Source organism: Azospira sp. MPR-E4 (assembly GCF_058809645.1).
The window spans coordinates 16367-38637 of the sequence record NZ_JBXAST010000031.1; the positions used below are offsets into that span (position 1 = coordinate 16367).

The window sequence follows — 22271 nt, forward strand, 5'->3', positions numbered from 1 at the left end:
CAGTCATGGCAGCCCGTTTGCTGCCGTGGCGTCCGCCTCCGTCAGGGAGGCGGGTCCATATTTCAAAAGGGGAGCGTTCAATGAAACCTCAAAAACCCATTGCGGCCTTTCTCGCCGCAGCCCTGGGCATCGGCGCCCTGTGGGCCGGCTCTGCCGCCGGGGCCGAGTCCTTGCAGGACGTGATGAAGCGCCGCAACCTGTCCCAGCAGGACCTGCTGGCGGCGGCCAAGACCTATGTGCCGACGGGCAAGCGCGACGAGTTCGTCGCCTTCTCCTCCGGCGGCCAGTCCGGCCAGGTGATCGTGTATGGCATTCCCTCCATGCGCATCCTCAAGTACATCGGCGTGTTCACCCCCGAGCCCTGGCAGGGCTACGGCTACGACGAGGAATCCAAGGCGGTGCTGGCCCAGGGCAGGATCGACGGTCGCGACATCACCTGGGGCGACACCCACCACCCGGCCATGTCCGAGACCCAGGGCAAGTACGACGGCCAGTTCCTCTTCATCAACGACAAGGCCAATCCGCGCCTGGCGGTGATCGACCTGCGGGACTTCGAGACCAAGCAGATCGTCGCCAACCCCATTTTCCGTTCCGAGCACGGCGGCGCCTTCGTCACCCCCAATACCGAGTACATCATCGAGGCGGCCCAGTACGCGGCCCCCCTGGACAACAAGAAGTTCGTGCCCCTGGAAGAGTTCAACGAGAAGTACCGGGGCGGCGTCACCTACTGGAAGTTCGACCGCAAGGAAGGCCGCATCCAGACCAAGGATTCCTTCTCCGTCGAACTGCCGCCCTACAGCCAGGATCTCTCCGACGCCGGCAAGGGGCCGTCCGACGGCTGGTCCTTCACCAACTCCTTCTGTTCCGAGCGCTACGTCGGCGGCATCGAGAAGGGCCGCCCGCCCTATGAAGCCGGCTGTTCCGCCAAGGACACCGACTACATGCACGTGGTGAACTGGAAGAAGGCCGCCGAACTGGTGGCCAAGGGCATGGCCAAGAAGATCAACGGCCACAACGTGCTCTCCATCGAGACGGCGGTGAAGGAAGGCATCCTCTTCCTCATTCCCGAACCCAAGTCGCCCCACGGCGTCATGGTCTCGCCGGATGGCAAATTCATCACCGTCTCCGGCAAGCTGGACACCCACGTCATCGTCTATTCCTGGGAGAAGATCCAGGCCGCCATCAAGGCCGGCAACTTCGAGGCCAAGGATGCCTACGGCATCCCGGTGCTGGGCATGAAAGAGACCTTGCACAAGACCGTGCAGGTGGGCCTGGGCCCGTTGCATACCCAGTACGACTCCAAGTCGTGCGTCGCCTATACCTCCCTCTATGTGGACAGCCAGATCGCCAAGTGGGACTACTGCGAGGGCCGGGTGCTGGACAAGATCGCGGTGCATTACAACGTGGGCCACCTGATGACCATGGAAGGCGATTCCATGGACCCCAAGGGCCGCTATCTGGTGGCCATGAACAAGCTCTCCATCGACCGCTTCACCCCGGTGGGCCCCCTGCATCCGCAGAATCACCAGCTGATCGACATCAGCAACGACAAGATGCAGCTCCTGTACGACATGCCCATTCCCCTGGGCGAGCCCCACTACGTCGTCGCCATCGATGCCGCCAAGCTGAAGCCCGGCGTGCGCTACAAGGTGGGCACCAACAGCCGCACCGATGCGCCCAGTGCCGGTGCCGTGCGGGCCGGTGAAGAGAAGACGGTGAGAAAGGGCAACAAGATCGAGGTATTCGGCACCCTGATCCGCTCCCACATCACCCCGGAAACCATCGAGGCCGAGGTGGGCGACGAAATCACCATCCACCTGACCAACCTGGAACGGGCCCAGGACGAGACCCACGGCTTCACCGTCTCCACCTACAACGTCCATGCATCCGTCGAGCCGGGCAAGACCGTCACGGTCAAGTTCAAGGCCGACAAGGAAGGCGTCTATCCCTACTACTGCACCGAGTTCTGCTCCGCGCTGCACCTGGAAATGCAGGGCTACCTCCTGGTCAAGCCGAAGGGCTGGAAGGCGACCAAGACTGCCGGTGCCGAGAAGGCGATCTACAGCGAAGACGACTACAAGAAGCAGCTGAAGAAGGTGGCCGATACCCAGGCCGTCATCGATCAGGTGGTCGGCTACATCACCTCCGTGAATTACAAGGACTTCCCGGATGTGGTGAACATGATGGACGACGCCGTCGATCAGCTGAACAAGATCAAGGACGCCAAGGCCAAGCATGAAGACGCTGCCAAGAAGAAGGACTGGAACCAGGCCACCCTGTGGGCCGAGCAAGTCTGGCAGTACCAGGTGAAGGCAGCCGACCTCGGCCTGCGCGCCAAGACCTATCTGGAACAGAACGGCGCCCGCAAAGGCAAGTAGGCGGCGCCCGCCAAAGAGTTACACGGCAGCAGCACTGCGGGGAACGGCCTTCGGGTCGTTCCTCTTTTTTTTTTGAGGTGAGGGCAGCGGCGGCTGCCCGTGCCGTCGCGACGAACGCCCCGTCACGGACCCGGCAAGCGTCCTTTATGAGGATTCGGCGGGAGGGGAAAATCAGGAGGGGAAAAAGTGCGGCGGGGCGCCCCGCTTCTGTGCCCTTAGCGGGGCAGCAGGCTGTCGATGATCTGGCCGAGGACGGCGATGGCCTTTTCCGTCGCCGGCGTCCACGGGTGGCCGTAGTTGAGGCGCAGGCAGTGGCCGTATTCCCGCTTGGCGGAGAAGATGGGGCCGGGGGCGATGCTGATGCCCTGGTCCAGGGCCAGCCGGTGCAGCGCCAGGGTGTCCACGCCCGGGGGCAGTTCCACCCAGAGGAAGTAGCCGCCGCTGGGCCGGGCCAGCCGGGTGCCGGCGGGGAAGTGCCGCTCCACGGCACCGACCATGGCGATCTCCTGCAGGGAGAAGGTGCGGCGCAGGCGGCGCAGGTGGTTGTCGTAGCCGCCGTGCTTGAGGTATTCGGCCAGGGCGATCTGCACCGGCACCGTGGTGGCTAGGCTGGTGGTCAGCTTGAGGCGCTGGATCTTCTGGGTGAAGCGTCCGCCGGCCACCCAGCCGATGCGGTAACCCGGCGCCAGGGACTTGGAGAAGGAGGAGACGTGCAGCACCAGGCCGTGCCGGTCCTCGGCCTTGGCGTGGGCCGGCGCCTGGTCGCCGAAGTACAGTTCGGCGTAGACGTCGTCCTCGATCAGGGGCACCTGGTAGCGGGCCAGCAGGGCCACCAGCTCGGCTTTGCGGGCGTCGCTGAGGCTGCCGGTGATGGGGTTGGAGAAGTTCAGCATGCACAGGCAGGCCTTGATCGGATGCTGCCGCAGGGCATCCTCCAGGGCTGCCAGGCTGATGCCTTCCCGGGGATGGGTGGGGATTTCGATGACCTTCAGGCCGAGGCGCTCGATGGCCTGGAGATTGGCGTAGAAGGTGGGGGATTCGATGGCCACCAGGTCCCCGGGCCGGGTCACGGCCTGCAGGCAGAGGTTGAGGCCTTCCATGGCGCCGGAGGTGACGACGATTTCCTGGGGCGAGACGTTGGCGCCCCGGGAAAGGTAGCGCAGGGCGATCTGGCGGCGCAGTTCCTCGTTGCCCGGCGGCAGGTCGGTGACCGTGGCCCGCGGGTCCAGGTGGCGGGCGGCGGCAGCGAGGCAGCGGCCCAGCTTGTCCAGGGGGTACAGCTCCGGGCTGGCGAAGCTGGAGCCGAAGGGCACCACCGCCGGATTCTTGACGCTTTCCAGAATCTCGAAAATGAAGTCGCTGACGTCGAGGGCGGTGGATTGTCCCTGGGGCCGGGTCATTTCCGGCTCGGGCAGGGCCTGGCCCAGGCGGGCCCGGACGAAGTAGCCGGACTTGGGCCGGGCCTCGATCAGCCCCCGGCCTTCGAGCAGGTAGTAGGCCTGCAACACCGTCACCGGACTGACGTCGTGGATGCGGCAGGCCTGGCGCACCGAGGGCAGCCGGTCGCCGGCCCGCAGCAGGCCGTCGCTGATCAGCTTTTCCGTTTGCAGGGCGAGGGTCTGGTAGCGGCTCATGGCGGCCATGGTAATGAAGCGCCCCCCGTTCCGGAAAGAGGTGAATCAAATCCGGGAAAAAGCGGGGCCGGCAAAGAAAAAGGGCAGCTGCTGCTGCCCTTTCCGGGAGTCTGGCCAAGGCTTGGCAATCAGCCGCCCAGCTTGGCCTTGAGCAGGTCGTTCACCTGCTGGGGATTGGCCTTGCCCTTGGCCGCCTTCATCACCTGGCCCACCAGGGCGTTGAAGGCCTTTTCCTTGCCGGCCTTGTATTCGGCCACGTTGGCGGCGTTGGCGGCCAGCACCTCGTCCACCAGCTTCTCGATGGCACCGGTGTCGGTGATCTGCTTCAGGCCCTGCTTCTCGATCACTTCGTCGGCGCTGGTGCCGTCGCCGTTCCACAGGGCCTCGAACACCTTCTTGGCGATGTTGTTGGAGATGGTGTTGTCGGCGATGCGGGCGATGAGGCCGGCCAGCTGGGCGGCACTCACCGGGGAGGCGGCGATGTCCTTGTCCTCCTTGTTGAGGCGGGCGGACAGTTCGCCCATGACCCAGTTGGCGGCGCTCTTGGCGTTGGCCGCACCGGCGGCGGTCACCACGGCGTCGAAGTAGTCGGCCACTTCGAGGGAAGCGGTGAGGGCGGTGGCGTCGTAGGCGGAGAGGCCCAGCTGCTCCATGAAGCGCTGGCGCTTGGCTTCGGGCAGCTCCGGCAGGGTGGCCTTGGTGCGCTCCACCCACTCCCGGGAGATGACCAGGGGCAGCAGGTCGGGATCGGGGAAGTAGCGGTAGTCGTGGGCGTCTTCCTTGGTGCGCATGACCCGGGTCTCGCCGGAATCCGGGTCGAACAGCACGGTGGCCTGCTGGATCTTGCCGCCGTCTTCCAGGGTGTCGATCTGCCACTGGATTTCGTAGTCGATGGCCTGCTGCAGGAAGCGGAAGGAGTTGAGGTTCTTGATCTCGCGGCGGGTGCCCAGGGGCTCGCCGGGGCGGCGCACAGAGACGTTGGCGTCGCAGCGGAAGGAACCTTCCTGCATGTTGCCGTCGCAGATGCCGATCCAGCGCACCAAGGCGTGCAGGGCCTTGGCGTAGGCCACGGCCTCGGCGGAGGAGCACATGTCGGGCTCGGTGACGATTTCCAGCAGGGGGGTGCCGGCCCGGTTGAGGTCGATGCCGGATTTGCCGTGGAAGTCCTCGTGAAGGGACTTGCCGGCATCCTCTTCCAGGTGGGCCCGGGTCAGGCGCACCACCTTCTCGTAGGCCTTGTCACCCTGGCCGACCTGGATGCGCACGCCACCGCCCACCACCACCGGCAGCTCGAACTGGCTGATCTGGTAGCCCTTGGGCAGGTCCGGGTAGAAGTAGTTCTTGCGGGCGAAGACGGACTTTGCCGCCACCTCGGCGCCGATGGAGAGGCCGAACTTGATGGCGCATTCCACGGCGCCCCGGTTCAGCACCGGCAGCACGCCGGGCAGGGCCAGGTCCACGGCGCTGGCCTGGACGTTGGGCTGGGCGCCGAAGGCGGTGGAGGAGCCGGAGAAAATCTTGGATTGGGTGGAGAGCTGTGCGTGGGTCTCGATGCCGATGACCACTTCCCAGTTGCGTGCGCTCATGTCGTTCTCGAAAGCAAAAATTCAAGCGTTAAAAACAGCTGCGGCGTTCCAGCTGGATGGGCCACAGGTAATCCACGGCCTCACCGCTGCATTGGGCCTGGCAGCCGTTGAAGGCCACCGTCACTTTCTTGTCCTGCTCCCACATGCGCACCGAGCAGCCGTCGGCGGCGGCCAGGCGCACCTGGGGCAGGGTTTCCACCTGGCGGAAGTCCTTCAGGGCGAACTGGCAGGAGCCCTTCTTCGGCACATCCACCTTGGCGGTGAAGCGTTTCACTTCGGCTTCCTTCACCTGCAGCTGGATGTTGCCCCGGTAGCCGGTGGGATCGCGGAAGGCGCAGTTGCCGGCGACGTTGAGGGGCCGGGTGGGAATGGGCTTCAGGTTGCGGCCGTTGAGGTGCTTAAGGGGCCGGCTGAAATCGTACTTGTCCGCCGGCGGCGGTTCGCTGGCCACGTTGTCCGGCAGAGGCTCGGCAGGGGGGGGCGGCGTGGCGCATCCGGCAAGGATCGTGGCGATGATGCCGCCAAGAACCAGTACCCATGCGCCGCGGCGACCAGGCAGCCCCATCCGCCTTACTCCAGGCCGGCGGGCGCGCGCCCGTGCCAGTCGGTGACCTGCTGGTAGCGGTGGGCGACGTTGAGCAGGCGGGCTTCGTCGAAGTAGTTGCCGATCAGCTGCAGACCCACCGGCAGGCCCTCGGCAAAGCCGCAGGGCAGGGACATGCCGGGCAGGCCGGCCAGGTTCACGGCGATGGTGTAAATGTCGGAAAGGTACATCTGCACCGGGTCGCCGGCCTTGTCGCCGAGCTTGAAGGCGGTGGAGGGGCTGGTGGGCCCCAGGATCACATCGCACTGCTTGAAGGCGGCGACGAAATCCTCGGCAATGAGCCGGCGGATGCGCTGGGCCTGCAGGTAGTAGGCGTCGTAGTAGCCGTGGGAGAGCACGTAGGTGCCGATCAGGATGCGGCGCTTCACCTCGGCGCCGAAGCCCTGGGCCCGGCTCTTGGCGTACATGTCGTCCAGGCTGTCGTACTCGGGGGCGCGATAGCCGTAGCGCACGCCGTCGAAGCGGGAGAGGTTGGAGCTGGCCTCGGCCGGGGCGATGACGTAGTAGGCCGGCACCGACAGCTTCATGTTGGGCAGGCTCACTTCCACCATCTCGGCGCCGAGGGCCTTGTACTGTTCGATGGCGGCCTGGATGGCGGCCATCACGGCGGCGTCACAGCCTTCGCCGAAGAACTCCTTGGGCAGGCCGATCTTGAGACCGGCCAGGGGCTTGGCGGCAGCCGGGGCGTTCAGTTCCCGGGTGTAGTCCTCCACCGGGCGTTCCAGGCTGGTGGAATCCTTGGGGTCGAAGCCGGCCATGGCGTTGAGCAGCAGGCCGCAATCCTCGGCGGAGCGGGCCATGGGGCCGGCCTGGTCGAGGGAGGAGGCGAAGGCGATCATGCCCCAGCGGGAAACCACGCCGTAGGTGGGCTTCAGGCCGGTGAGGTTGCACAGGGCGGCGGGCTGGCGGATGGAGCCGCCGGTGTCGGTGCCGGTGGCGGCCGGTGCCAGACGGGCTGCCACGGCAGCGGCAGAACCGCCGGAGGAGCCGCCGGGCACCCGGCTCTGGTCCCAGGGGTTCTTCACCGGGCCGAAGAAGGAGGTTTCGTTGGAGGAGCCCATGGCGAACTCGTCCATATTGGTCTTGCCCAGATTCACGGCGCCGGCGGCGTCGAATTTCTGGATCACCGTGGCGTCGTAGGGGCTGACGAAATTGGCCAGCATCTTGGAGCCGCAGGTGGTGAGCCAGCCCTCGGCGCAGAAGATGTCCTTCTGGGCCAGGGGGATGCCGGTCAGGGGGCCGGCGTCGCCGGCGGCGAGGCGGGCGTCGGCCGCCTTGGCCTGGGCCAGGGAGCGCTCCGGCTGGGTGGAGACGTAGGCGTTGATGGCCGGGTTGAGCCGATTGATGCGGTCCAGATACAGCTGGGTCAGCTCGACGCTGGAGATCTTCTTGCCGGCCAGGGCCTGGGCGAGTTCTTTAAGGCTGGAATTGAGCATGGTCGGTAGGGAGCGAGTCGGGGGCAGGGGAGGGCGCGAAGCAAGGGCGCGGCAGCGCTCCCGCCTATTCGATGACCTTGGGCACCAGGTAGAGCCCGGCTTCGGTTTCCGGCGCCACGGCCTGGAAGGCGGCGCGACGGTCGCTTTCGCTGACCACGTCGTCCCGCAGGCGCTGGGCCAGGTCCTGGGCGTGGGCCATGGGCTCGACCCCCTGGGTGTTCACGGCCTGCATTTCCTCGATCAGGGAGAAAATGCCGTTGAGGTGCTCGAGGGTGGTCTGGACTTCCGCTTCGGAGGTTTCGATGCGGGCAAGATGGGCGATGCGCCGGACCTGATCGGGAGTAAGGGACATGGGCTGGCTGGGGGTGAAAGCCGGCGAAGCGCCGGGTGATTAAATTCTAGGCAAAAACTTATGCTGCAAAGCGATATAAGGTATCATAAATCCCCTTCTCCCCGCTGTTTTACGGATTCAATACCCCATGTTCGGCTTTCTCCGCAGCTACTTCTCCAACGACCTGGCCATCGACCTGGGCACCGCCAACACGCTGATCTACGTGCGCGGTCAGGGCATCGTTCTCGACGAACCCTCTGTGGTCGCCATCCGCCTCGAAGGCGGACCCAACGCCAAGAAAACCATTCAGGCAGTCGGCAAGGAAGCCAAGCAGATGCTCGGCAAGACCCCCGGCTCCATCACCGCCATCCGCCCCATGAAGGACGGCGTGATCGCGGACTTCACCGTGACCGAGCAGATGCTCAAGCAGTTCATCAAGAAGGTCCACGATTCCCGCATGTTCTCCCCCTCGCCGCGCATCATCATCTGCGTGCCCTGCGGCTCCACCCAGGTGGAACGTCGCGCCATCCGCGAATCCGCCATCGGCGCCGGCGCCTCCCAGGTGTACCTGATCGAGGAGCCCATGGCCGCGGCCATCGGTGCCGGCCTGCCCGTGGCCGACGCCACCGGCTCCATGGTGGTGGACATCGGCGGCGGCACCACCGAAGTGGGCGTCATCTCCCTGGGCGGCATGGTCTATGCCGGTTCCGTGCGGGTGGGCGGCGACAAGTTCGACGAAGCCATCATCAACTACATCCGCCGCAACTACGGCATGCTGATCGGCGAGACCACCGCCGAGAACATCAAGAAGGAAATCGGCTCCGCCTTCCCCGGCTCCGAAGTGAAGGAAATGGAAGTGAAGGGCCGCAACCTGGCCGAGGGCATCCCCCGCAGCTTCACCATTTCCTCCAACGAAATCCTGGAAGCCCTGACTGATCCCCTGAACCAGATCGTCTCCGCCGTGAAGAGCGCCCTGGAACAGACCCCGCCCGAACTGGGCGCGGACATCGCCGAGAAGGGCATGGTCCTGACCGGCGGCGGCGCCCTGCTGCGGGATCTGGACCGTCTGCTGATGGAAGAGACCGGCCTGCCCGTGATCGTCGCCGAGGACCCGCTGACCTGCGTGGTGCGCGGCTCCGGCATGGCGCTGGAAAAGATGGATAAGCTCGGCAGCATCTTCGCCTCCGAGTAAGGCCGCACCGGGTGAGGATGAGCATGGAACGGGAACGCCAGCCGATCCCCGACACCCCGCTCTCCTCCCTTCCCACCACCGCCCCGGCCAGTGCCGGGGCTTGGTTTTTTCCGCAGCCTTCGCGGCGCGGTCATGTAACCCCCCGGAAAGTCTGACGTGGCCGGCATCGACCACTCTCCACCGCCATTCTTCAAGCGCGGCCCGGCTCCCCTGGCCCTGCTCTCCCTCTATCTGGGCCTCTCCATCTCCCTGATGGTGCTGGACCACAAGTTCCATTACCTGGAATGGGTACGCCAGGGCGTGGCGGTGTTCACCACTCCCCTGCAGATGCTGGCCCATGCGCCCTCCAAGGGCTTCTCCCAGGTGGACGAGTATTTCGCCAGCCTGATCTCCCTGCAGAAGGAAAACGACCAGCTCAAGCATACCCAGCTGGAGGCGGCCACCATCCTGCAGCGGCACCAGCACCTGGAGGCGGAGAACCGCCACCTGCGCGAGCTGCTGGGGGTCAAGGAGCGCCTGCCCACCGGCGGCCAGCTGGCCCAGATCCTCTATGCCGCCCGGGACCCCTTCTCCCGCCGCGTCATCGTGGACAAGGGCATGCAGGACAACGTGCTGGCCGGCCAGCCGGTGGTGGACCACCTGGGCGTCATCGGCCAGGTGACCCGGGTCTATCCCCTGCTTTCCGAAATCACCCTGATCACCGACAAGGACCAGGCCGTGCCCGTGCAGGTGGTGCGCAGCGGCCTGCGCTCCGTCGTCTTCGGCCTCGGCAACGGCCAGCTGGAGCTACGCTACATGCCGGCCAACGCCGACGTGCAGAACGGCGACGTGCTGGTGACCTCGGGCCTGGACGGCATCTTCCCCGCCGGCTTCCCGGTGGCCAAGGTGGTGCACATGGAGCGGGACACCACCTACTCCTTCGCCCGCATCATCTGCGTCCCGGTGGCCGGGGTCGAGCATTTCGGCGAAGTGATGATCCTCAACCCGCGGGAGGCCCTGCCGCCCCGGCCGGCCGAGGCCTCTGCCACCCCGGCCGAAGGTGACAAGCCTGCCTCCTCCAAGGTGCGCCGCATCAAGCGCAGCGTCGGGAACTAAGTCATGCAGCCGACCTTTACCTCCTCCCGCATCCTGCTGCCGGTCCGTCCCTGGTTCATCACCCTGACCCTGGTGCTGGCCCTGCTGCTCAATCTGATGCCCACCGCCCACTGGCCCGGGGTGCCCGACTGGGTGGCCCTGGTGCTGTGCTTCTGGAGCGTGCGCGAATTCCGCAAGGTAAGCATGGGCTGGTCCTTCATCCTGGGCCTGGCCATGGACGTGGCCGACGGCAGCCTCATGGGCCAGCACGCCCTGGCCTACGTGCTGATGAGCTACATCGCCTCCAGCCTGTCCCGCCGCATCCTGTGGTTTCCCCTGCTGCAGCAGGCGCTGCAGGTCTTTCCCCTGTTGTTCATGGTGCAGGTCCTGCAGCTTGCCGCCCGCATGGCCACCGGCGCTGCCTTCCCCGGCTTCGGCTACCTGATCGGCCCCCTGGTGGCGGCCCTGCTCTGGGTTCCCGCCACCTACGTCCTGCTCCTGCCCCAGTACCAGCCCGTGGAGCGGGACGAGAACCGCCCCATCTAAGCAGCAGGCCATGCGCTATACCGACCTCAGCAGTTCGGACCGGGAACAGGAGCAGTTCCGCTTCCGCCTTGGCTTCGCCGCCGGCATGGTGCTGCTGTGCTTCGTCATCCTCTTCGCCCGTTTCTTCTGGCTGCAGGTGGTGAAGCACGACTACTACTCCACCCGGGCCGAAGAGAACCGCATTTCCCTGGTGCCCATCATCCCCAACCGGGGCCTGATCGTGGACCGCAACGGGGTGGTGATGGCCCGCAACTATTCCGCCTTCACCCTGGAAATCACCCCCTCCCGCCTGCAGGAAGACCTGGAGACGGTGATCGAGCAGATCGGCACCCTGATCCCTATCACGCCCAAGGACAGGAAGCGCTTCAAGAAACTGATGGAGGAGTCGAAGAACTTCGAGTCCATCCCCATCCGCACCCGCCTTTCCGACGACGAGGTGGCCCGCTTCGCCGCCAACCGCTACCGTTTCCCCGGCGTCGAGGTGAAGGCCCGGCTGTTCCGCCAGTATCCTCTGGGGGACGTGGCTTCCCATGCCCTGGGCTACATGGGCCGGATCAACGACAAGGATCTGGAGACCATCGACAACGCCGAGCAAACGCCCAACTACAAGGGCACCGAGCACATCGGCAAGGCCGGCCTGGAGCAGAACTACGAGTTCCAGCTGCACGGCGAGACGGGCTACGAGGAAGTGGAAGTGGATGCGGGTGGCCGGGCGGTGCGGGTGCTGTCGCGCACGGCGCCGGTGTCCGGCAACAACCTGTCCCTGACCCTGGACTCCAAGCTGCAGGAGATCACCGAGCAGGCCTTCGGCAGCCGCCGCGGTGCCCTGGTGGCCATCGAACCGTCCACCGGCGGCATCCTGGCCCTGGTCTCCAAGCCCACCTACGACCCCAACCTGTTCGTGGACGGCATCCGCGGCGACGACTGGGACGGCCTCAACACCGACCCGGACAAGCCCCTGCTCAACCGGGCCATCTACTCGGCCTATCCGCCCGGTTCCACCTTCAAGCCCTTCATGGCCCTGGCGGCCCTGGTCCAGGGCAAGCGCACCCCCTCCCAGGCCATCGCCGATCCGGGCTATTTCAACTTCGGCGGCCACCAGTTCCGGGACGACAAGAAGGGCGGCCACGGCATGGTGGACATGTACAAGTCCATCGTCGAATCCTGCGACACCTACTACTACATCCTGGCCAACGACATGGGCATCGACAACATCGCCGCCTTCATGGGCCAGCTGGGCCTGGGCCAGCGCACCGGGGTGGACATCCAGGGTGAGAGCGAGGGCGTGCTGCCCTCCCAGGCCTGGAAGAAGCGCCGCTTCAAGAAGCCGGAGCACCAGAAATGGTATGCCGGGGAAACCATCTCCATCGGCATCGGCCAGGGCTACAACGCCTACACGCCGATCCAGCTGGCCCAGGCGGTGGCCACCATCGCCAACGACGGGGTCATGTACCGGCCCCATCTGGTGAAGTACATCACCAACAGCCGCAGCGGCGAGAAGACCATGGTGGAGCCCCAGCCCATCCGCGACCTCAAGCTCAAGCCGGAACACCTGGCGGTGATCAAGAACGCCATGGTCGGCGTGAACAAGGCCGGTACCGGGGCCCGGGCCTTCGCCGGTGCCGGCTACGAATCCGCCGGCAAGACCGGTACCGCCCAGGTGTTCAGCCTGAAGGGCGAGAAGTACGTGGAGGGCGCCACCAAGCACCACCTGCGCGACCACTCCCTGTTCATCGCCTACGCCCCGGCGGAGCAGCCCAAGATCGCCCTGGCTGTGATCGTGGAGAACGGCGGTTTCGGCGCCGCCGCCGCCGCCCCCATCGCGCGCATGGTGCTGGACTACTACATCCTCGGCAAGGTGCCCAAGGGCCCGGCCAACGAGGACGAGGAGGGCGACGATGGAGGCCATTAGGCGCTACTGGTACAAGGCCATCGAGCACCTGGACGGCCCCCTGCTGACCATTGCCCTGGTGATCCTGGGCATCGGCACCGCCACCGTCTATTCCGCCACCTACATCGGCCTGAGCCGCATGGGGCCCCAGGCGGTGAACCTGCTGATCGCCTTTTCCGTGATGTGGATGGTGGCCCAGGTGCCGCCCCAGAAGCTGCTGCGCTTCGCCGTGCCCCTCTACGTGCTGGGGGTGATCCTGCTGCTGGCGGTGTGGCTGTTCGGCATCAAGGTGAACGGGGCCCGACGCTGGCTGCATGTCGGCGTCACCCGCATCCAGCCCTCCGAGATCATGAAGATCGCCATGCCCCTGATGCTGGCCTGGTACTTCCACAAACACGAGGCTGCCCTGCGCTGGCGTCATTACGCCACGGCCTCCATGCTGCTGCTGGTGCCGGTGGCCTTCATCATCAAGCAGCCGGACCTGGGCACCGCCATCCTGGTGCTGGCCGCCGGCTTCTATGTCATCTTCTTCGCCGGCCTGTCGTGGAAGGTCATCGTCGGCCTCATCGCCGCCGGCGCCGCTGCCGCGCCCTTCGCCTGGACCATGCTGCACGACTACCAGCGCAAGCGCATCCTGACCCTCATCGACCCCACCTCCGATCCTTTGGGGACGGGCTACCACATCATCCAGTCCACCATCGCCATCGGCTCCGGCGGCATTATCGGCAAGGGCTGGCTCAATGGCACCCAGACCCACCTGGAGTTCATCCCGGAAAAGCACACCGACTTCATTTTCGCGGTCTTCTCCGAGGAATGGGGCCTGATCGGCAACCTGGTGCTGCTGGTCCTCTACCTGCTGCTCATCGGCCGCTGCATGATGATCGCCGCCAATGCCCCGACCCTGTCGTCGCGCCTCCTGGCCGGCGCCATCTCCCTCAATTTCTTCACCTACGCCTTCGTCAACATGGGCATGGTGAGCGGCATCCTGCCGGTGGTGGGGGTGCCCCTGCCCTTCGTCAGCTACGGCGGCACGGCCCTGGTGACCCTGTTCCTCGGCCTCGGTATCCTGATGAGCATCCACACCCATCGCATGCTGGTGAAGAAATGAAGCGTTCTCTCCTGCCGGGCCTGTGCGGCGCCTTCCTGCTGACCCTGCTGGCGGCCTGCGGCGGCCCGGCGCCGCGCCTCGAGCGGGCGCCGGAGGCCGGTGCCCGGCCGCCGGCCAAGAGCGGCATGAAGCCCAATCCCCTGGCCCGCCGGGGTGGCGGTTTCTACAAGGACGACGGCCTGCCCGAGGAAATTCCCGAGAACATCGACGACATTCCCGACGCCGAGCCCCGCTGGGAGCCCCTGCACCGCTTCGCCAACAGGCCCTACGTGGTGCTGGGCAAGGAATACGTGCCCATGACCCGGCTCCAGCCCTACAAGGTGCGCGGCATCGGCAGCTGGTATGGCAAGAAATTCCACGGCCAGAAGACCTCCATCGGCGAGCCCTACGACATGTTCGCCATGACCGCGGCCCACCCGACCCTGGCCATTCCCTCCTACGCCCGGGTCACCAACGTGGCCACCGGCAAGTCGGTCATCGTGCGCATCACCGACCGGGGCCCCTTCCATGCCGACCGGGTGATCGACCTCTCCTTTACCGCCGCCTACCGCCTCGGCTACGTGGCCAACGGCAGCACCGCGGTGGAAGTGGAATCCATCGTCCTCGAACCCGGCGCCATCTATGCCGCTGCGCCGGCCCTGGAAGTGGCCGCCATCAAGCGCCAGACGGCACGCCAGGAAGCCCGCCCGGCGCCGGTGCGGGAGGAGCGGGACCCCATCGCCGAAATGGCCATGGCGGCCCAGGCCCAGGACGAGCCGGCCGCCGCACCGGCACCCGCCCCGGCTGCCGCCGCCGGCGTCGGCAACGTCTTCCTGCAGCTTGGCGCCTTCTCCAGCCAGGACAATGCGGAAAGCCTGAAGGCCAAGCTGGCCCGGGAACTGGACTGGCTCACCGACGCCATCCAGATCCAGAGCAAGGGCGGCATGCACCGCATCCACGTCGGCCCCTACCGGGACCGCATGGAGGCGGACAAGGTGGCCGAGCGCATCCGCCTGGCCCTGGGCTTCAAGCCCACCTTCGTCACCCGCTGATCAGGCGTTGCGCCTGGCGAGGTAGGCGGCGAACTCGTCCGCCGCCATGGGGCGGCCGAAGTGGAAGCCCTGGGCCTCGTCGCAGCCGTGGCGGTGCAGGATCTCCAGCTGCTCCGCGGTTTCCACCCCCTCGGCGATGACCCGCAGGCGCAGGCTGTGGCCCATGCTGATGATGGCCACGGCGATGGCCTGGTCGTCCGCATCGGCAACGATGTCGCGGACGAAACTCTGGTCGATCTTCAGTTTGTCGATGGGAAAACGCTTCAGGTAGGAGAGGCTGGAATAGCCGGTGCCGAAGTCGTCGATGGACAGCATCACCCCCATTTCGTCCAGGCGGCGCAGGCAGCGCACCGTGGCTTCCGCATCCTCCATCACCGTGCGTTCCGTCAGTTCCAGTTCCAGGTAGCGCGATTCCAGGCCGGTGCGGCGCAGCAGCTCGGCCACGCTCTCGTGCAGCTCGCTCTGGCGCAGCTGCACCGCCGAGAGGTTCACCGCCACGGGGATGGCCGGCAGGCCGGCCTCCTGCCAGGCCCGGTTCTGACGGCAGGCCTCGTACAGCACCCAGTCGCCGATGGCGCCGATGAGGCCCGAATCCTCGGCCACGGGAATGAAACGGGCCGGTGGCACCATGCCCAGCTCCGGGTGCAGCCAGCGCACCAGGGCCTCGGCGCCGATGACCCGGCCGCTGCCCATGTCCACCTGGGGCTGGTAGTGCAGCACGAATTCCTGCCGCTCCACCGCCTGGCGCAGGGCGTTCTCCAGCACCAGGCGCTCGAAGGCCAGCACGTTCATTTCGGCGGTGAAGAACTGGTAGGCGTTGCGCCCCGATTCCTTGGCCTGGTACATGGCCGTGTCGGCGTTCTTCAGCAGGCTCTGGAAGTCCCGGGCGTCGTGGGGAAAGAGGCTGATGCCGATGGAGGGGGTGACGGTGAGCTGATGGCCGTCGATGACGAAGGGCTGGCCCACCCGGTCGATGATCTTGCGCGCCACCTGGGAGGCCCCGTCCAGCTGGGCGTCGGCCAGCACCACCACGAACTCGTCGCCGCCCAGGCGCGACACCGTGTCCGAATCCCGTACGCAGCCCTTGAGGCGCTGGGCCACGGACTGCAGCAGGCGGTCGCCGGTGAAGTGGCCGAGGGAATCGTTCACCGTCTTGAAATTGTCCAGGTCGATGAAAAGCAGGGCCAGGGTCTCCTGTTCCCGCTCGGCGGCGGCCAGGCACTGGCTGACCCGGTCGTGCAGCAGGGTGCGGTTGGGCAGGCCGGTGAGTTCGTCGAAATAGGCCAGCTGGTGGATGCGGTCCTCCTGCCGACGCTTTTCCGTGATGTCCTCCTTCACCGCAACGAAATGGGTGATGCGCTGGTTGTCGTCGGTGATGGGGGAGATGGTGGCGTGTTCCCAGTACAGCTCGCCGTTGCGCCGCCGGTTGTGGAACACCCCTTCCCATTGGCCGCCGCTGGCGATGGTGGACCACAGCTCCTGGTACACCTCCAGGGGCGTCTCGCCGGACTTGAGCACGCTGGGCTTGAGGCCCACCGCCTCCTCGGCGCTGTAGCCGGTGGTGCGGGTGAACTTGGGATTGACGTACTCGATGACGCCGTTGGTGTCGGTGATGACGATGGTGGCCGGGCTCTGCTCCACCGCCCGGGAGAGCTGGCGCAGTTGCAGTTCGGCGCGCTTGCGCTCGGTGGCGTCCTCGACGATGGCGATGCCCCCCAGCAGCTGGCCGCCTTGGTCCAGCACCGGCGCCGCCACCAGGGAAACCCACAGCTGGCGCCCGCTGAGGCTGGCGCGGTATTCGCCCTCGAAGCGCCCGGTGCGGCCCTCCAGCACTGCCGCCAGGGCCGGCAGGGGGCGCTGGTCCTGCAGCTTGGCCATGTCCAGGTCCTGCAGCCGCTCCAGGGGGACGCCGATGATGTTGGCGAACTGCTGGTTGCTGTAGGTGATGTGCAACTCGGTGTCGTAATGGATGATGCCCGTGGGACAGAACTCCAGCAGGCGCAGGTAGCGCTCCTCCAGGGAGTGCAACTGGGCCTGGCTCTGGCGCAGGGCCGCGTGCTCCAGGGCCAGGCTCACCAGGTTGGCCAGGGCCACGCCCAGCAGGCGCTGTTCCTCGTTCCAGGGCCGGGCCGGCCCCGCCTGCTCGTGGCAGAGAACGCCGGCCAGGCGCCCTTGCTGGCGCACCGGGTAGTCGAGCAGGGCGCCGATGCCATGGGGCGTCAGGTAGGCTTCGTTGAGGTCCCGGGTGGCCGGGTGGTGCAGGGCGTCGTCGGCGACGATGGGCTCGCCGCTTTCCAGGGCGGCGAAGTAGGCCGGGCAGTCGGCTTCCTGCAGGCGCTGGCCGCTGCTGTGGCTGCCGCCGGCCCGTTCAAAGAGATCGGCGCAGCGGATGGTGCGCTGGCTGTCGTCGAACAGCCAGATGCCGACCCGGTCCACGCCGAGCAGCCGGGCGGCGGTTTCGGTGAGGTAGGGGTAAATTTCCTCCAGCCCGGCCTGGGCCAGAAACTCGGCCCGGCTCAGGCGCTCCAGCCAGGCAGCCCGGGACGGTGCATCCGGCCGGGGGCCGGCGGCGCACTGCTCTGTCTCGGGAAAAGCTGGCCAGGGGGGATGGGGGGGAAACGGCATCGGCGACTACCTCCATCACCCCATGATGCCTGCCGCATCGTGAAATCTGCCTTGCGCTGGATCAAATCAACCCGGCGCCGGGTTCAGATGGAATCCTTGCCCGGCATGGTCTTGAAGATGAAGGCGGCCCGGTCCACCGGCGTCACCCACACCAGGCCGTCGCCGATCTGGCCGGTCTGGGAGACGGCGATGATGCGGTCCACGATCACCGTGGCCAGGTCGTCGTCGGCGATGATCTCGATGCGCACCTTGGGGGTGTAGTCGGTCAGCTCTTCCTTGATGTTGTGCGGCACGTGGCGGGAAGGCGCGCTGCAGCCCTCCGCCTTGCTCACCGTCATGCCGGGAAAGCCCGGGATGTCCCGCAGGGCCTCGCGCAGGGCGGGCAGCTTGTTGGGGCGCACTACGGCCTTGATTTCCTTCATCGGTGCGTCTCCTTACAGTTAGGCTTCCACCGGTTCTTCGTCGAACCAGCGGTAGAGGGTGGGCAACACCACCAGGGTCAGCAGGGTGCAGGTGATGAGGCCGCCGATGACCACGATGGCCAGGGGGCGCTGCACTTCGGAACCGGGGCCGGTGGCGAAGAGGAAGGGAATGAGGCCGAGCATGGCCACCGTCGCCGTCATCATCACCGGGCGGAAGCGCAGGATGGCGCCCTTGGTCACCGCTTCGTCAAGGCTGGCGCCTTCCTGGCGCAGGCTGCGGATATAGGATACCAGCACCACCCCGTTGAGCACGGCGATGCCCCACAGGGCGATGAAGCCCACCGAGGCCGGCACCGAGAGGTACTCGCCGGTCACCGCCAGGCCGATGATGCCGCCGATGGAGGCGAAGGGCAGCACCAGGATGATGAGGCTGGCCATGCGCAGCGAATTGAAGAGCAGGAACAGCAGGAAGAAGATGGCGCCGATGGTGATGGGGATGATGATGGTGAGGTGCCCCAGGGCCCGCTCCATGTTCTGGAACTGGCCGCCCCACTCCAGGTAGTAGCCTTCCGGCAGCTTGATCTTCTCCGCCACCTTCTGCTGCAGTTCGGCGACGAAGCTGCCCAGGTCCCGGTCCTTCACGTTCACGCCGACCACGATGCGGCGCTTGGCCGTCTCCCGGCTGATCTGGGCCGGACCGTCGGCCAGGCGGATCTCCGCCAGGGCTTCCAGGGGTACCTGGGCGCCGCCGGGGGCGCTGACCAGGATGTGGCGGATGGCTTCCACGTCGTTGCGGAATTCCTTGGGCAGGCGCACGGTGGCGGAGAAGCGGCGTTCGCCTTCATAGACGTCGGTGGCCACCTTGCCGCCGATGGCGGTCTCGATCACGTCGTGCACGTCGGCGGCGTTGAGGCCGAGGCGGGCGATAGCCTGACGGTCGATCTCGATGATCAGGTACTGCTGGCCGGAGATGCGCTCCACCCGCATGTCCTGGGCGCCCTGGATGGACTGGGCCACCTTGGCGATTTCCTCGGCCTTCTTCTTCAGGGTGTCCAGATCGTCGCCGAAAACCTTGACGGCGATGTCGGAACGGACCCCGGTGACCATTTCGTCCACCCGGTCGGAGATGGGCTGGGCCATGACGATCTGCACCCCGGGCAGGGCCTTCAGCTTGTCGCGCATGGCCTCGGCGATGTCGTCCTGGTTCCAGCCGGAGGGCCATTCGCTGCGCGGCTTGAGGCTGACGATGGGGGTGGATTCGTTGGGGCCCTGGGGGTCGGCCGGCGATTCGCCGCGGCCGACGCCGGAGACGGCGGACTTGACCCCCGGCACTTCCATCACCAGCTTCATGGCCTGCATTTCCATCTTGATGGATTCATCCAGGGAAATGTTGGGCACCCGGTTGATGCCCGGCACCACGGAGCCTTCCTTCATCTCCGGGATGAAGGCGGTGCCGAGGAAGGGCAGGATGGCCAGGGTGGCGACGAAGACGCCGACGCACAGGGTCACCGTCTTCTTGCCGTTGGCCAGGGACCAGTTGAGCATCTTCAGGTAGGGCTTCTTCATGGCGGCGATGGCCCGGGTGTCGTGGTCGCCCTGGCCAGGCGGCACCTTCAAGAGGTAGGAGCAGAGCACCGGCGACAGGGTCAGGGACAGCACCAGGGAGACGGCCAGGGCGATGGCGATGGTGTAGGCGAGGGGGGCGAACATCTTGCCCTCCATGCCCTGCAGGGTCATCAGGGGCAGGAACACCAGGATGATGATGCCGACGCCGAAGATCACCGGCGTCGCCACTTCCTTGACCGCGTTGAAGATGATGCGGATGCGCGATTCCCCCGTTTCCGCCTTGCGCCCCAGGTAGGCGAAGGCGTTTTCCACCACCACCACCGAGCCGTCCACCATGAGGCCGATGGCAATGGCCAGGCCTCCCAGGGACATCAGGTTGGCCGAGAGGTTGATCTGGTTCATGGCCATGAAGGTGAGCAGGGGCGTCAGCACCAGGGTGGCGACGACGATGATGGAGGAGCGCAGGTCGCCGAGGAACAGCAGTAGCACCACCACCACCAGGAAGACGCCTTCGATCAGCACCTTGGTCACGGTCCACAGGGCCGCGTCCACCAGCTCGGAGCGGTCGTAGTAGGGCACGATCTTGAGGCCGCCGGGCAGCATGTCCTTGTCGTTGATCTCCTTCACCCGCTCCTGGATGCGGCCGACGATCTGCTTGGCGTTGCCGCCGGCCAGCATCATCACCACGCCGCCCACGGATTCGGTGACGCCGTTCTTCACCAGGGCGCCCTCGCGCACCGCATGGCCCAGGTCCACCGTGGCCACGTCGCGGATGTACACCGGCACCCCGTCCCGCTCCTTCAGCACGATGGAGCGGATGTCGTCCAGGTCCCGCACCAGGCCCACGCCGCGGATCAGGTACTGCTCGGCGTAGTGGGGCAGCACGCCGCCGCCGGAGTTGGCGTTGTTGCGGCCCACGGCCTGGTACACGTCGGCCACGGTGAGCTTGAAGTGGCGCAGCTTGTCCGGGTTCACCAGCACCTGGTACTGCTTGACGAAGCCACCCTGGGAGTTGATTTCGGCGACGCCGGAAATGGAGCGCAGCAGGGGGCGCACCACCCAGTCCTGGGCGACGCGGCGCTGGGTCAGCTCCTCCGGGGTCAGGGCCCGCTCACCGTCGTCGGGCCGCTCCAGGGTGTACTGGTAGATCTCGCCGAGGCCGGTGGAGACGGGGCCGAGCACCGGGGTGATGCCCTCGGGCAGGCGCGAACCCACTTCCAGCAGGCGTTCCATGACCAGCTGGCGGGCGAAGTAGACGTTGGTGCTGTCGGTGAACACCAGGGTGATGAGGGAGAGGCCCGGCTTGTTCAGGGAACGCATCTCCGTCAGGCCGGGCAGGCCGGTCATGGCGATTTCCAGGGGCACCGTGGCGAAGCGCTCCACCTCCTCCGGCGAGCGGCCGGGGGCCTCGGTGGCGATCTGCACCTGGATGTTGGTGACGTCGGGGAAGGCATCCACCGACAGCTTGCGCGCGGCGTTGAGGCCGAACACCAGCAGGGCGACGGCGATGACGACGACGATCAGGCGTTGTTTGAGGGCGGCGCGAATCAGAGATTCGATCATGACATTCCTTCGATGCCCGGAAAGGCAATCAGCAAGCCACTCTCCAGCATATGTATGTGAAGAGTGGCGTCTTTACTGCGTTGTGGCGATGCTGCCTGTGAAAACCGGAGCCGGGGCTCAGCTGCCCTCCAGCTCCTTGCGCTTGCGTTCGTTGTTGAGGTGGAAGGCGCCTTCCACCACCACCACTTCGCCTTCCTTGAGGCCGGACTGCACCGGCCGCACGCCGCCGGCTTCGGCGCCGAGGATGACCGGGGTCAGGCGGTACTGGCCGGGGGCGACCTGGACGAAGACGTGCTCGTTGTTGTCCTCCCGCACCACGGCGGCGGCGGGCACGGCCAGCTTGGGCATGGCCTTGCCGGCGATGAGCATGGTGGCCAGCATGGCCGGCTTGAGGCGGCGGTCCGGGTTTTCCACTTCGGTGCGCACCAGAACGGTGCGGGTTTCCGGGTTGAGGGTGTCGCTGATGTAGATCAGCCGGCCGGTGAGCTTTTCGCCGGCCAGGGAGGGAATGTCCAGTTCCACCGACTGGCCGGTGCGCACCAGGGCGGCCTGCTGTTCCGGCACGTCGGCCACGGCCCACAGGCGGGAAAGGTCGGCCACGGTGAACAGGGCGTCGGCCGGTTCCACCACCTGGCCCTGGGTCACCTTGCGTTCCACCAGGGTGCCGGGAATGCTGGCCACCACCGGGGTGAGGGAGTTGATGGTGCCGCGGCTGGCGAGGGAGGCGATGTCCCGGGGCGCCATGCCCAGCACCCGCAGCTGGTCTTCCGCCGCCTGGCGTTCGGCCTGGGTCACGGCGGCTTCGCTTTCCCGGCGCTGCAGTTCGGCCTTGCCGATGACGTCGGCGGCGAAGAGGTGCTGGGCCCGCTCCACGTTGTTCCGTTCCAGGCTGGCCCGGGCGTTGGCCTTGAGGAAGGTCAGCTGGGCTTCGCCGAGGACGGTGGAGTTGATGATGGCCAGGGGCTCGCCGGCCTTCACCTCATGGCCGAGCTGGCCGCTGATCTGGGTGACACGGCCGGTGACGGTGGCGCCGATGCGGGCGATGCGCTGCTCGTCGAAGTCCAGGCGGCCGGCCACGCGCAGGGTCTCGCTGACCGGTACGCTGCCCACCGGCGCCAGCTTCAGCTGGGCCTGCAGGGCTTCCGGCGCGGTCACCAGATTGGGGTCGGTGGGGGCGGCGGCGACCGGGGCAGGCTCCTTGCCGCAGGCCGTCAGCAGGCTGACGCCGGCGGCCAGGAGCAGGGCGGTGAAGGCGGGGGCGAGGCGGCGCGCGCTACGCGGGGA

Annotated in this window: 16 protein-coding genes; 7 read left to right on the forward strand and 9 right to left on the reverse strand. The window is 66.6% G+C overall.

The genetic code is table 11. From position 1 onward, the window contains the following. The first annotated feature begins 80 nt into the window (after nt 1-80). Nucleotides 81-2378 carry a Sec-dependent nitrous-oxide reductase gene (gene nosZ / locus AC1RTA_RS10545; protein WP_492784696.1) on the forward strand — a complete coding sequence of 766 codons (2298 nt, stop codon included), beginning with the start codon at nt 81-83 and terminating at the stop codon, nt 2376-2378. Nucleotides 2379-2593: 215 nt separating this feature from the next. On the opposite strand, the gene AC1RTA_RS10550 is transcribed toward nosZ, so the two are convergent. From AC1RTA_RS10550 to gatC, 5 genes are all read right to left on the reverse strand, one after another. After that, entirely contained in the window at nt 2594-4012 is a 1419-nt protein-coding gene (locus tag AC1RTA_RS10550) for an aminotransferase-like domain-containing protein (RefSeq protein ID WP_043798743.1), read from the reverse strand. Nucleotides 4013-4140: 128 nt separating this feature from the next. After that, the gene (gene gatB / locus AC1RTA_RS10555) at nt 4141-5598 is read right to left on the reverse strand and encodes an Asp-tRNA(Asn)/Glu-tRNA(Gln) amidotransferase subunit GatB (protein ID WP_205231451.1); all 1458 of its coding nucleotides are present in this window, start codon (nt 5596-5598) and stop codon (nt 4141-4143) included. 28 nt (nt 5599-5626) lie between these two features. After that, nucleotides 5627-6163: a hypothetical protein gene (locus AC1RTA_RS10560; protein WP_014235992.1), complete on the reverse strand. Its 537-nt coding sequence runs from the start codon at nt 6161-6163 to the stop codon at nt 5627-5629. Nucleotides 6164-6168: 5 nt separating this feature from the next. Continuing rightward, nucleotides 6169-7638: an Asp-tRNA(Asn)/Glu-tRNA(Gln) amidotransferase subunit GatA gene (gatA, locus tag AC1RTA_RS10565; RefSeq protein WP_130459588.1), complete on the reverse strand. Its 1470-nt coding sequence runs from the start codon at nt 7636-7638 to the stop codon at nt 6169-6171. A 64-nt stretch (nt 7639-7702) separates the two neighbouring features. Next, on the reverse strand, nt 7703-7990 hold the full coding sequence (gene gatC / locus AC1RTA_RS10570) for an Asp-tRNA(Asn)/Glu-tRNA(Gln) amidotransferase subunit GatC (RefSeq protein WP_014235994.1): 288 nt from the start codon (nt 7988-7990) through the stop codon (nt 7703-7705). A 127-nt stretch (nt 7991-8117) separates the two neighbouring features. On the opposite strand from gatC, the gene AC1RTA_RS10575 reads away from it, so the two are divergent. The 6 genes from AC1RTA_RS10575 to AC1RTA_RS10600 all read left to right on the forward strand — a co-directional run bounded on the left by AC1RTA_RS10575 (nt 8118) and on the right by AC1RTA_RS10600 (nt 14811). After that, nucleotides 8118-9161 carry a rod shape-determining protein gene (locus AC1RTA_RS10575; RefSeq protein WP_014235995.1) on the forward strand — a complete coding sequence of 348 codons (1044 nt, stop codon included), beginning with the start codon at nt 8118-8120 and terminating at the stop codon, nt 9159-9161. Between the two features lie 156 nt (nt 9162-9317). Further along, nucleotides 9318-10256 carry a rod shape-determining protein MreC gene (mreC, locus tag AC1RTA_RS10580; RefSeq protein WP_014235996.1) on the forward strand — a complete coding sequence of 313 codons (939 nt, stop codon included), beginning with the start codon at nt 9318-9320 and terminating at the stop codon, nt 10254-10256. A 3-nt stretch (nt 10257-10259) separates the two neighbouring features. Next, complete coding sequence (gene mreD / locus AC1RTA_RS10585; protein ID WP_014235997.1) at nt 10260-10781, forward strand: rod shape-determining protein MreD; 522 nt, start codon at nt 10260-10262, stop codon at nt 10779-10781. 10 nt (nt 10782-10791) lie between these two features. Beyond that, entirely contained in the window at nt 10792-12693 is a 1902-nt protein-coding gene (gene mrdA, locus AC1RTA_RS10590; RefSeq protein ID WP_014235998.1) for a penicillin-binding protein 2, read from the forward strand. Beyond that, nucleotides 12680-13780, forward strand: a complete 1101-nt coding sequence (gene rodA / locus AC1RTA_RS10595) for a rod shape-determining protein RodA (protein WP_492784697.1) — start codon at nt 12680-12682, stop codon at nt 13778-13780. Before mrdA ends, rodA begins: the two co-directional genes overlap by 14 nt. Continuing rightward, nucleotides 13777-14811, forward strand: coding sequence for a septal ring lytic transglycosylase RlpA family protein (locus tag AC1RTA_RS10600; protein ID WP_492784698.1), 1035 nt, complete (start codon nt 13777-13779; stop codon nt 14809-14811). The genes rodA and AC1RTA_RS10600 overlap by 4 nt, the downstream gene beginning before the upstream one ends. Here the strand turns inward: AC1RTA_RS10600 and AC1RTA_RS10605 are convergent, their stop codons facing one another. From AC1RTA_RS10605 to AC1RTA_RS10620, 4 genes are all read right to left on the reverse strand, one after another. Further along, on the reverse strand, nt 14812-17436 hold the full coding sequence (locus AC1RTA_RS10605; RefSeq protein WP_492784699.1) for a bifunctional diguanylate cyclase/phosphodiesterase: 2625 nt from the start codon (nt 17434-17436) through the stop codon (nt 14812-14814). Between the two features lie 83 nt (nt 17437-17519). After that, a complete protein-coding gene (locus AC1RTA_RS10610) occupies nt 17520-17858 on the reverse strand; it encodes a P-II family nitrogen regulator (RefSeq protein ID WP_014236002.1) in 339 nt (112 codons plus the stop codon). 18 nt (nt 17859-17876) lie between these two features. Next, nucleotides 17877-20987: an efflux RND transporter permease subunit gene (locus AC1RTA_RS10615; RefSeq protein ID WP_130459584.1), complete on the reverse strand. Its 3111-nt coding sequence runs from the start codon at nt 20985-20987 to the stop codon at nt 17877-17879. Nucleotides 20988-21104: 117 nt separating this feature from the next. Next, nucleotides 21105-22271: efflux RND transporter periplasmic adaptor subunit (locus AC1RTA_RS10620; RefSeq protein WP_492784700.1), on the reverse strand; the 1167-nt coding region annotated here is incomplete at its 5' end.

Excerpts from the sequence above, each read along its gene's own strand:
- rodA (WP_492784697.1), top strand. The coding sequence starts at position 12,680 with ATGGAGGCCATTAGGCGCTACTGGTACAAGGCCATCGAGCACCTGGAC.
- AC1RTA_RS10575 (WP_014235995.1), top strand. The coding sequence starts at position 8,118 with ATGTTCGGCTTTCTCCGCAGCTACTTCTCCAACGACCTGGCCATCGAC.
- gatC (WP_014235994.1), bottom strand. The coding sequence starts at position 7,990 with ATGTCCCTTACTCCCGATCAGGTCCGGCGCATCGCCCATCTTGCCCGC.
- gatA (WP_130459588.1), bottom strand. The coding sequence starts at position 7,638 with ATGCTCAATTCCAGCCTTAAAGAACTCGCCCAGGCCCTGGCCGGCAAG.
- mreD (WP_014235997.1), top strand. The coding sequence starts at position 10,260 with ATGCAGCCGACCTTTACCTCCTCCCGCATCCTGCTGCCGGTCCGTCCC.
- AC1RTA_RS10615 (WP_130459584.1), bottom strand. The coding sequence starts at position 20,987 with ATGATCGAATCTCTGATTCGCGCCGCCCTCAAACAACGCCTGATCGTC.
- nosZ (WP_492784696.1), top strand. The coding sequence starts at position 81 with ATGAAACCTCAAAAACCCATTGCGGCCTTTCTCGCCGCAGCCCTGGGC.
- AC1RTA_RS10610 (WP_014236002.1), bottom strand. The coding sequence starts at position 17,858 with ATGAAGGAAATCAAGGCCGTAGTGCGCCCCAACAAGCTGCCCGCCCTG.
- AC1RTA_RS10605 (WP_492784699.1), bottom strand. The coding sequence starts at position 17,436 with ATGCCGTTTCCCCCCCATCCCCCCTGGCCAGCTTTTCCCGAGACAGAG.
- AC1RTA_RS10550 (WP_043798743.1), bottom strand. The coding sequence starts at position 4,012 with ATGAGCCGCTACCAGACCCTCGCCCTGCAAACGGAAAAGCTGATCAGC.
- mrdA (WP_014235998.1), top strand. The coding sequence starts at position 10,792 with ATGCGCTATACCGACCTCAGCAGTTCGGACCGGGAACAGGAGCAGTTC.
- AC1RTA_RS10600 (WP_492784698.1), top strand. The coding sequence starts at position 13,777 with ATGAAGCGTTCTCTCCTGCCGGGCCTGTGCGGCGCCTTCCTGCTGACC.
- gatB (WP_205231451.1), bottom strand. The coding sequence starts at position 5,598 with ATGAGCGCACGCAACTGGGAAGTGGTCATCGGCATCGAGACCCACGCA.
- AC1RTA_RS10560 (WP_014235992.1), bottom strand. The coding sequence starts at position 6,163 with ATGGGGCTGCCTGGTCGCCGCGGCGCATGGGTACTGGTTCTTGGCGGC.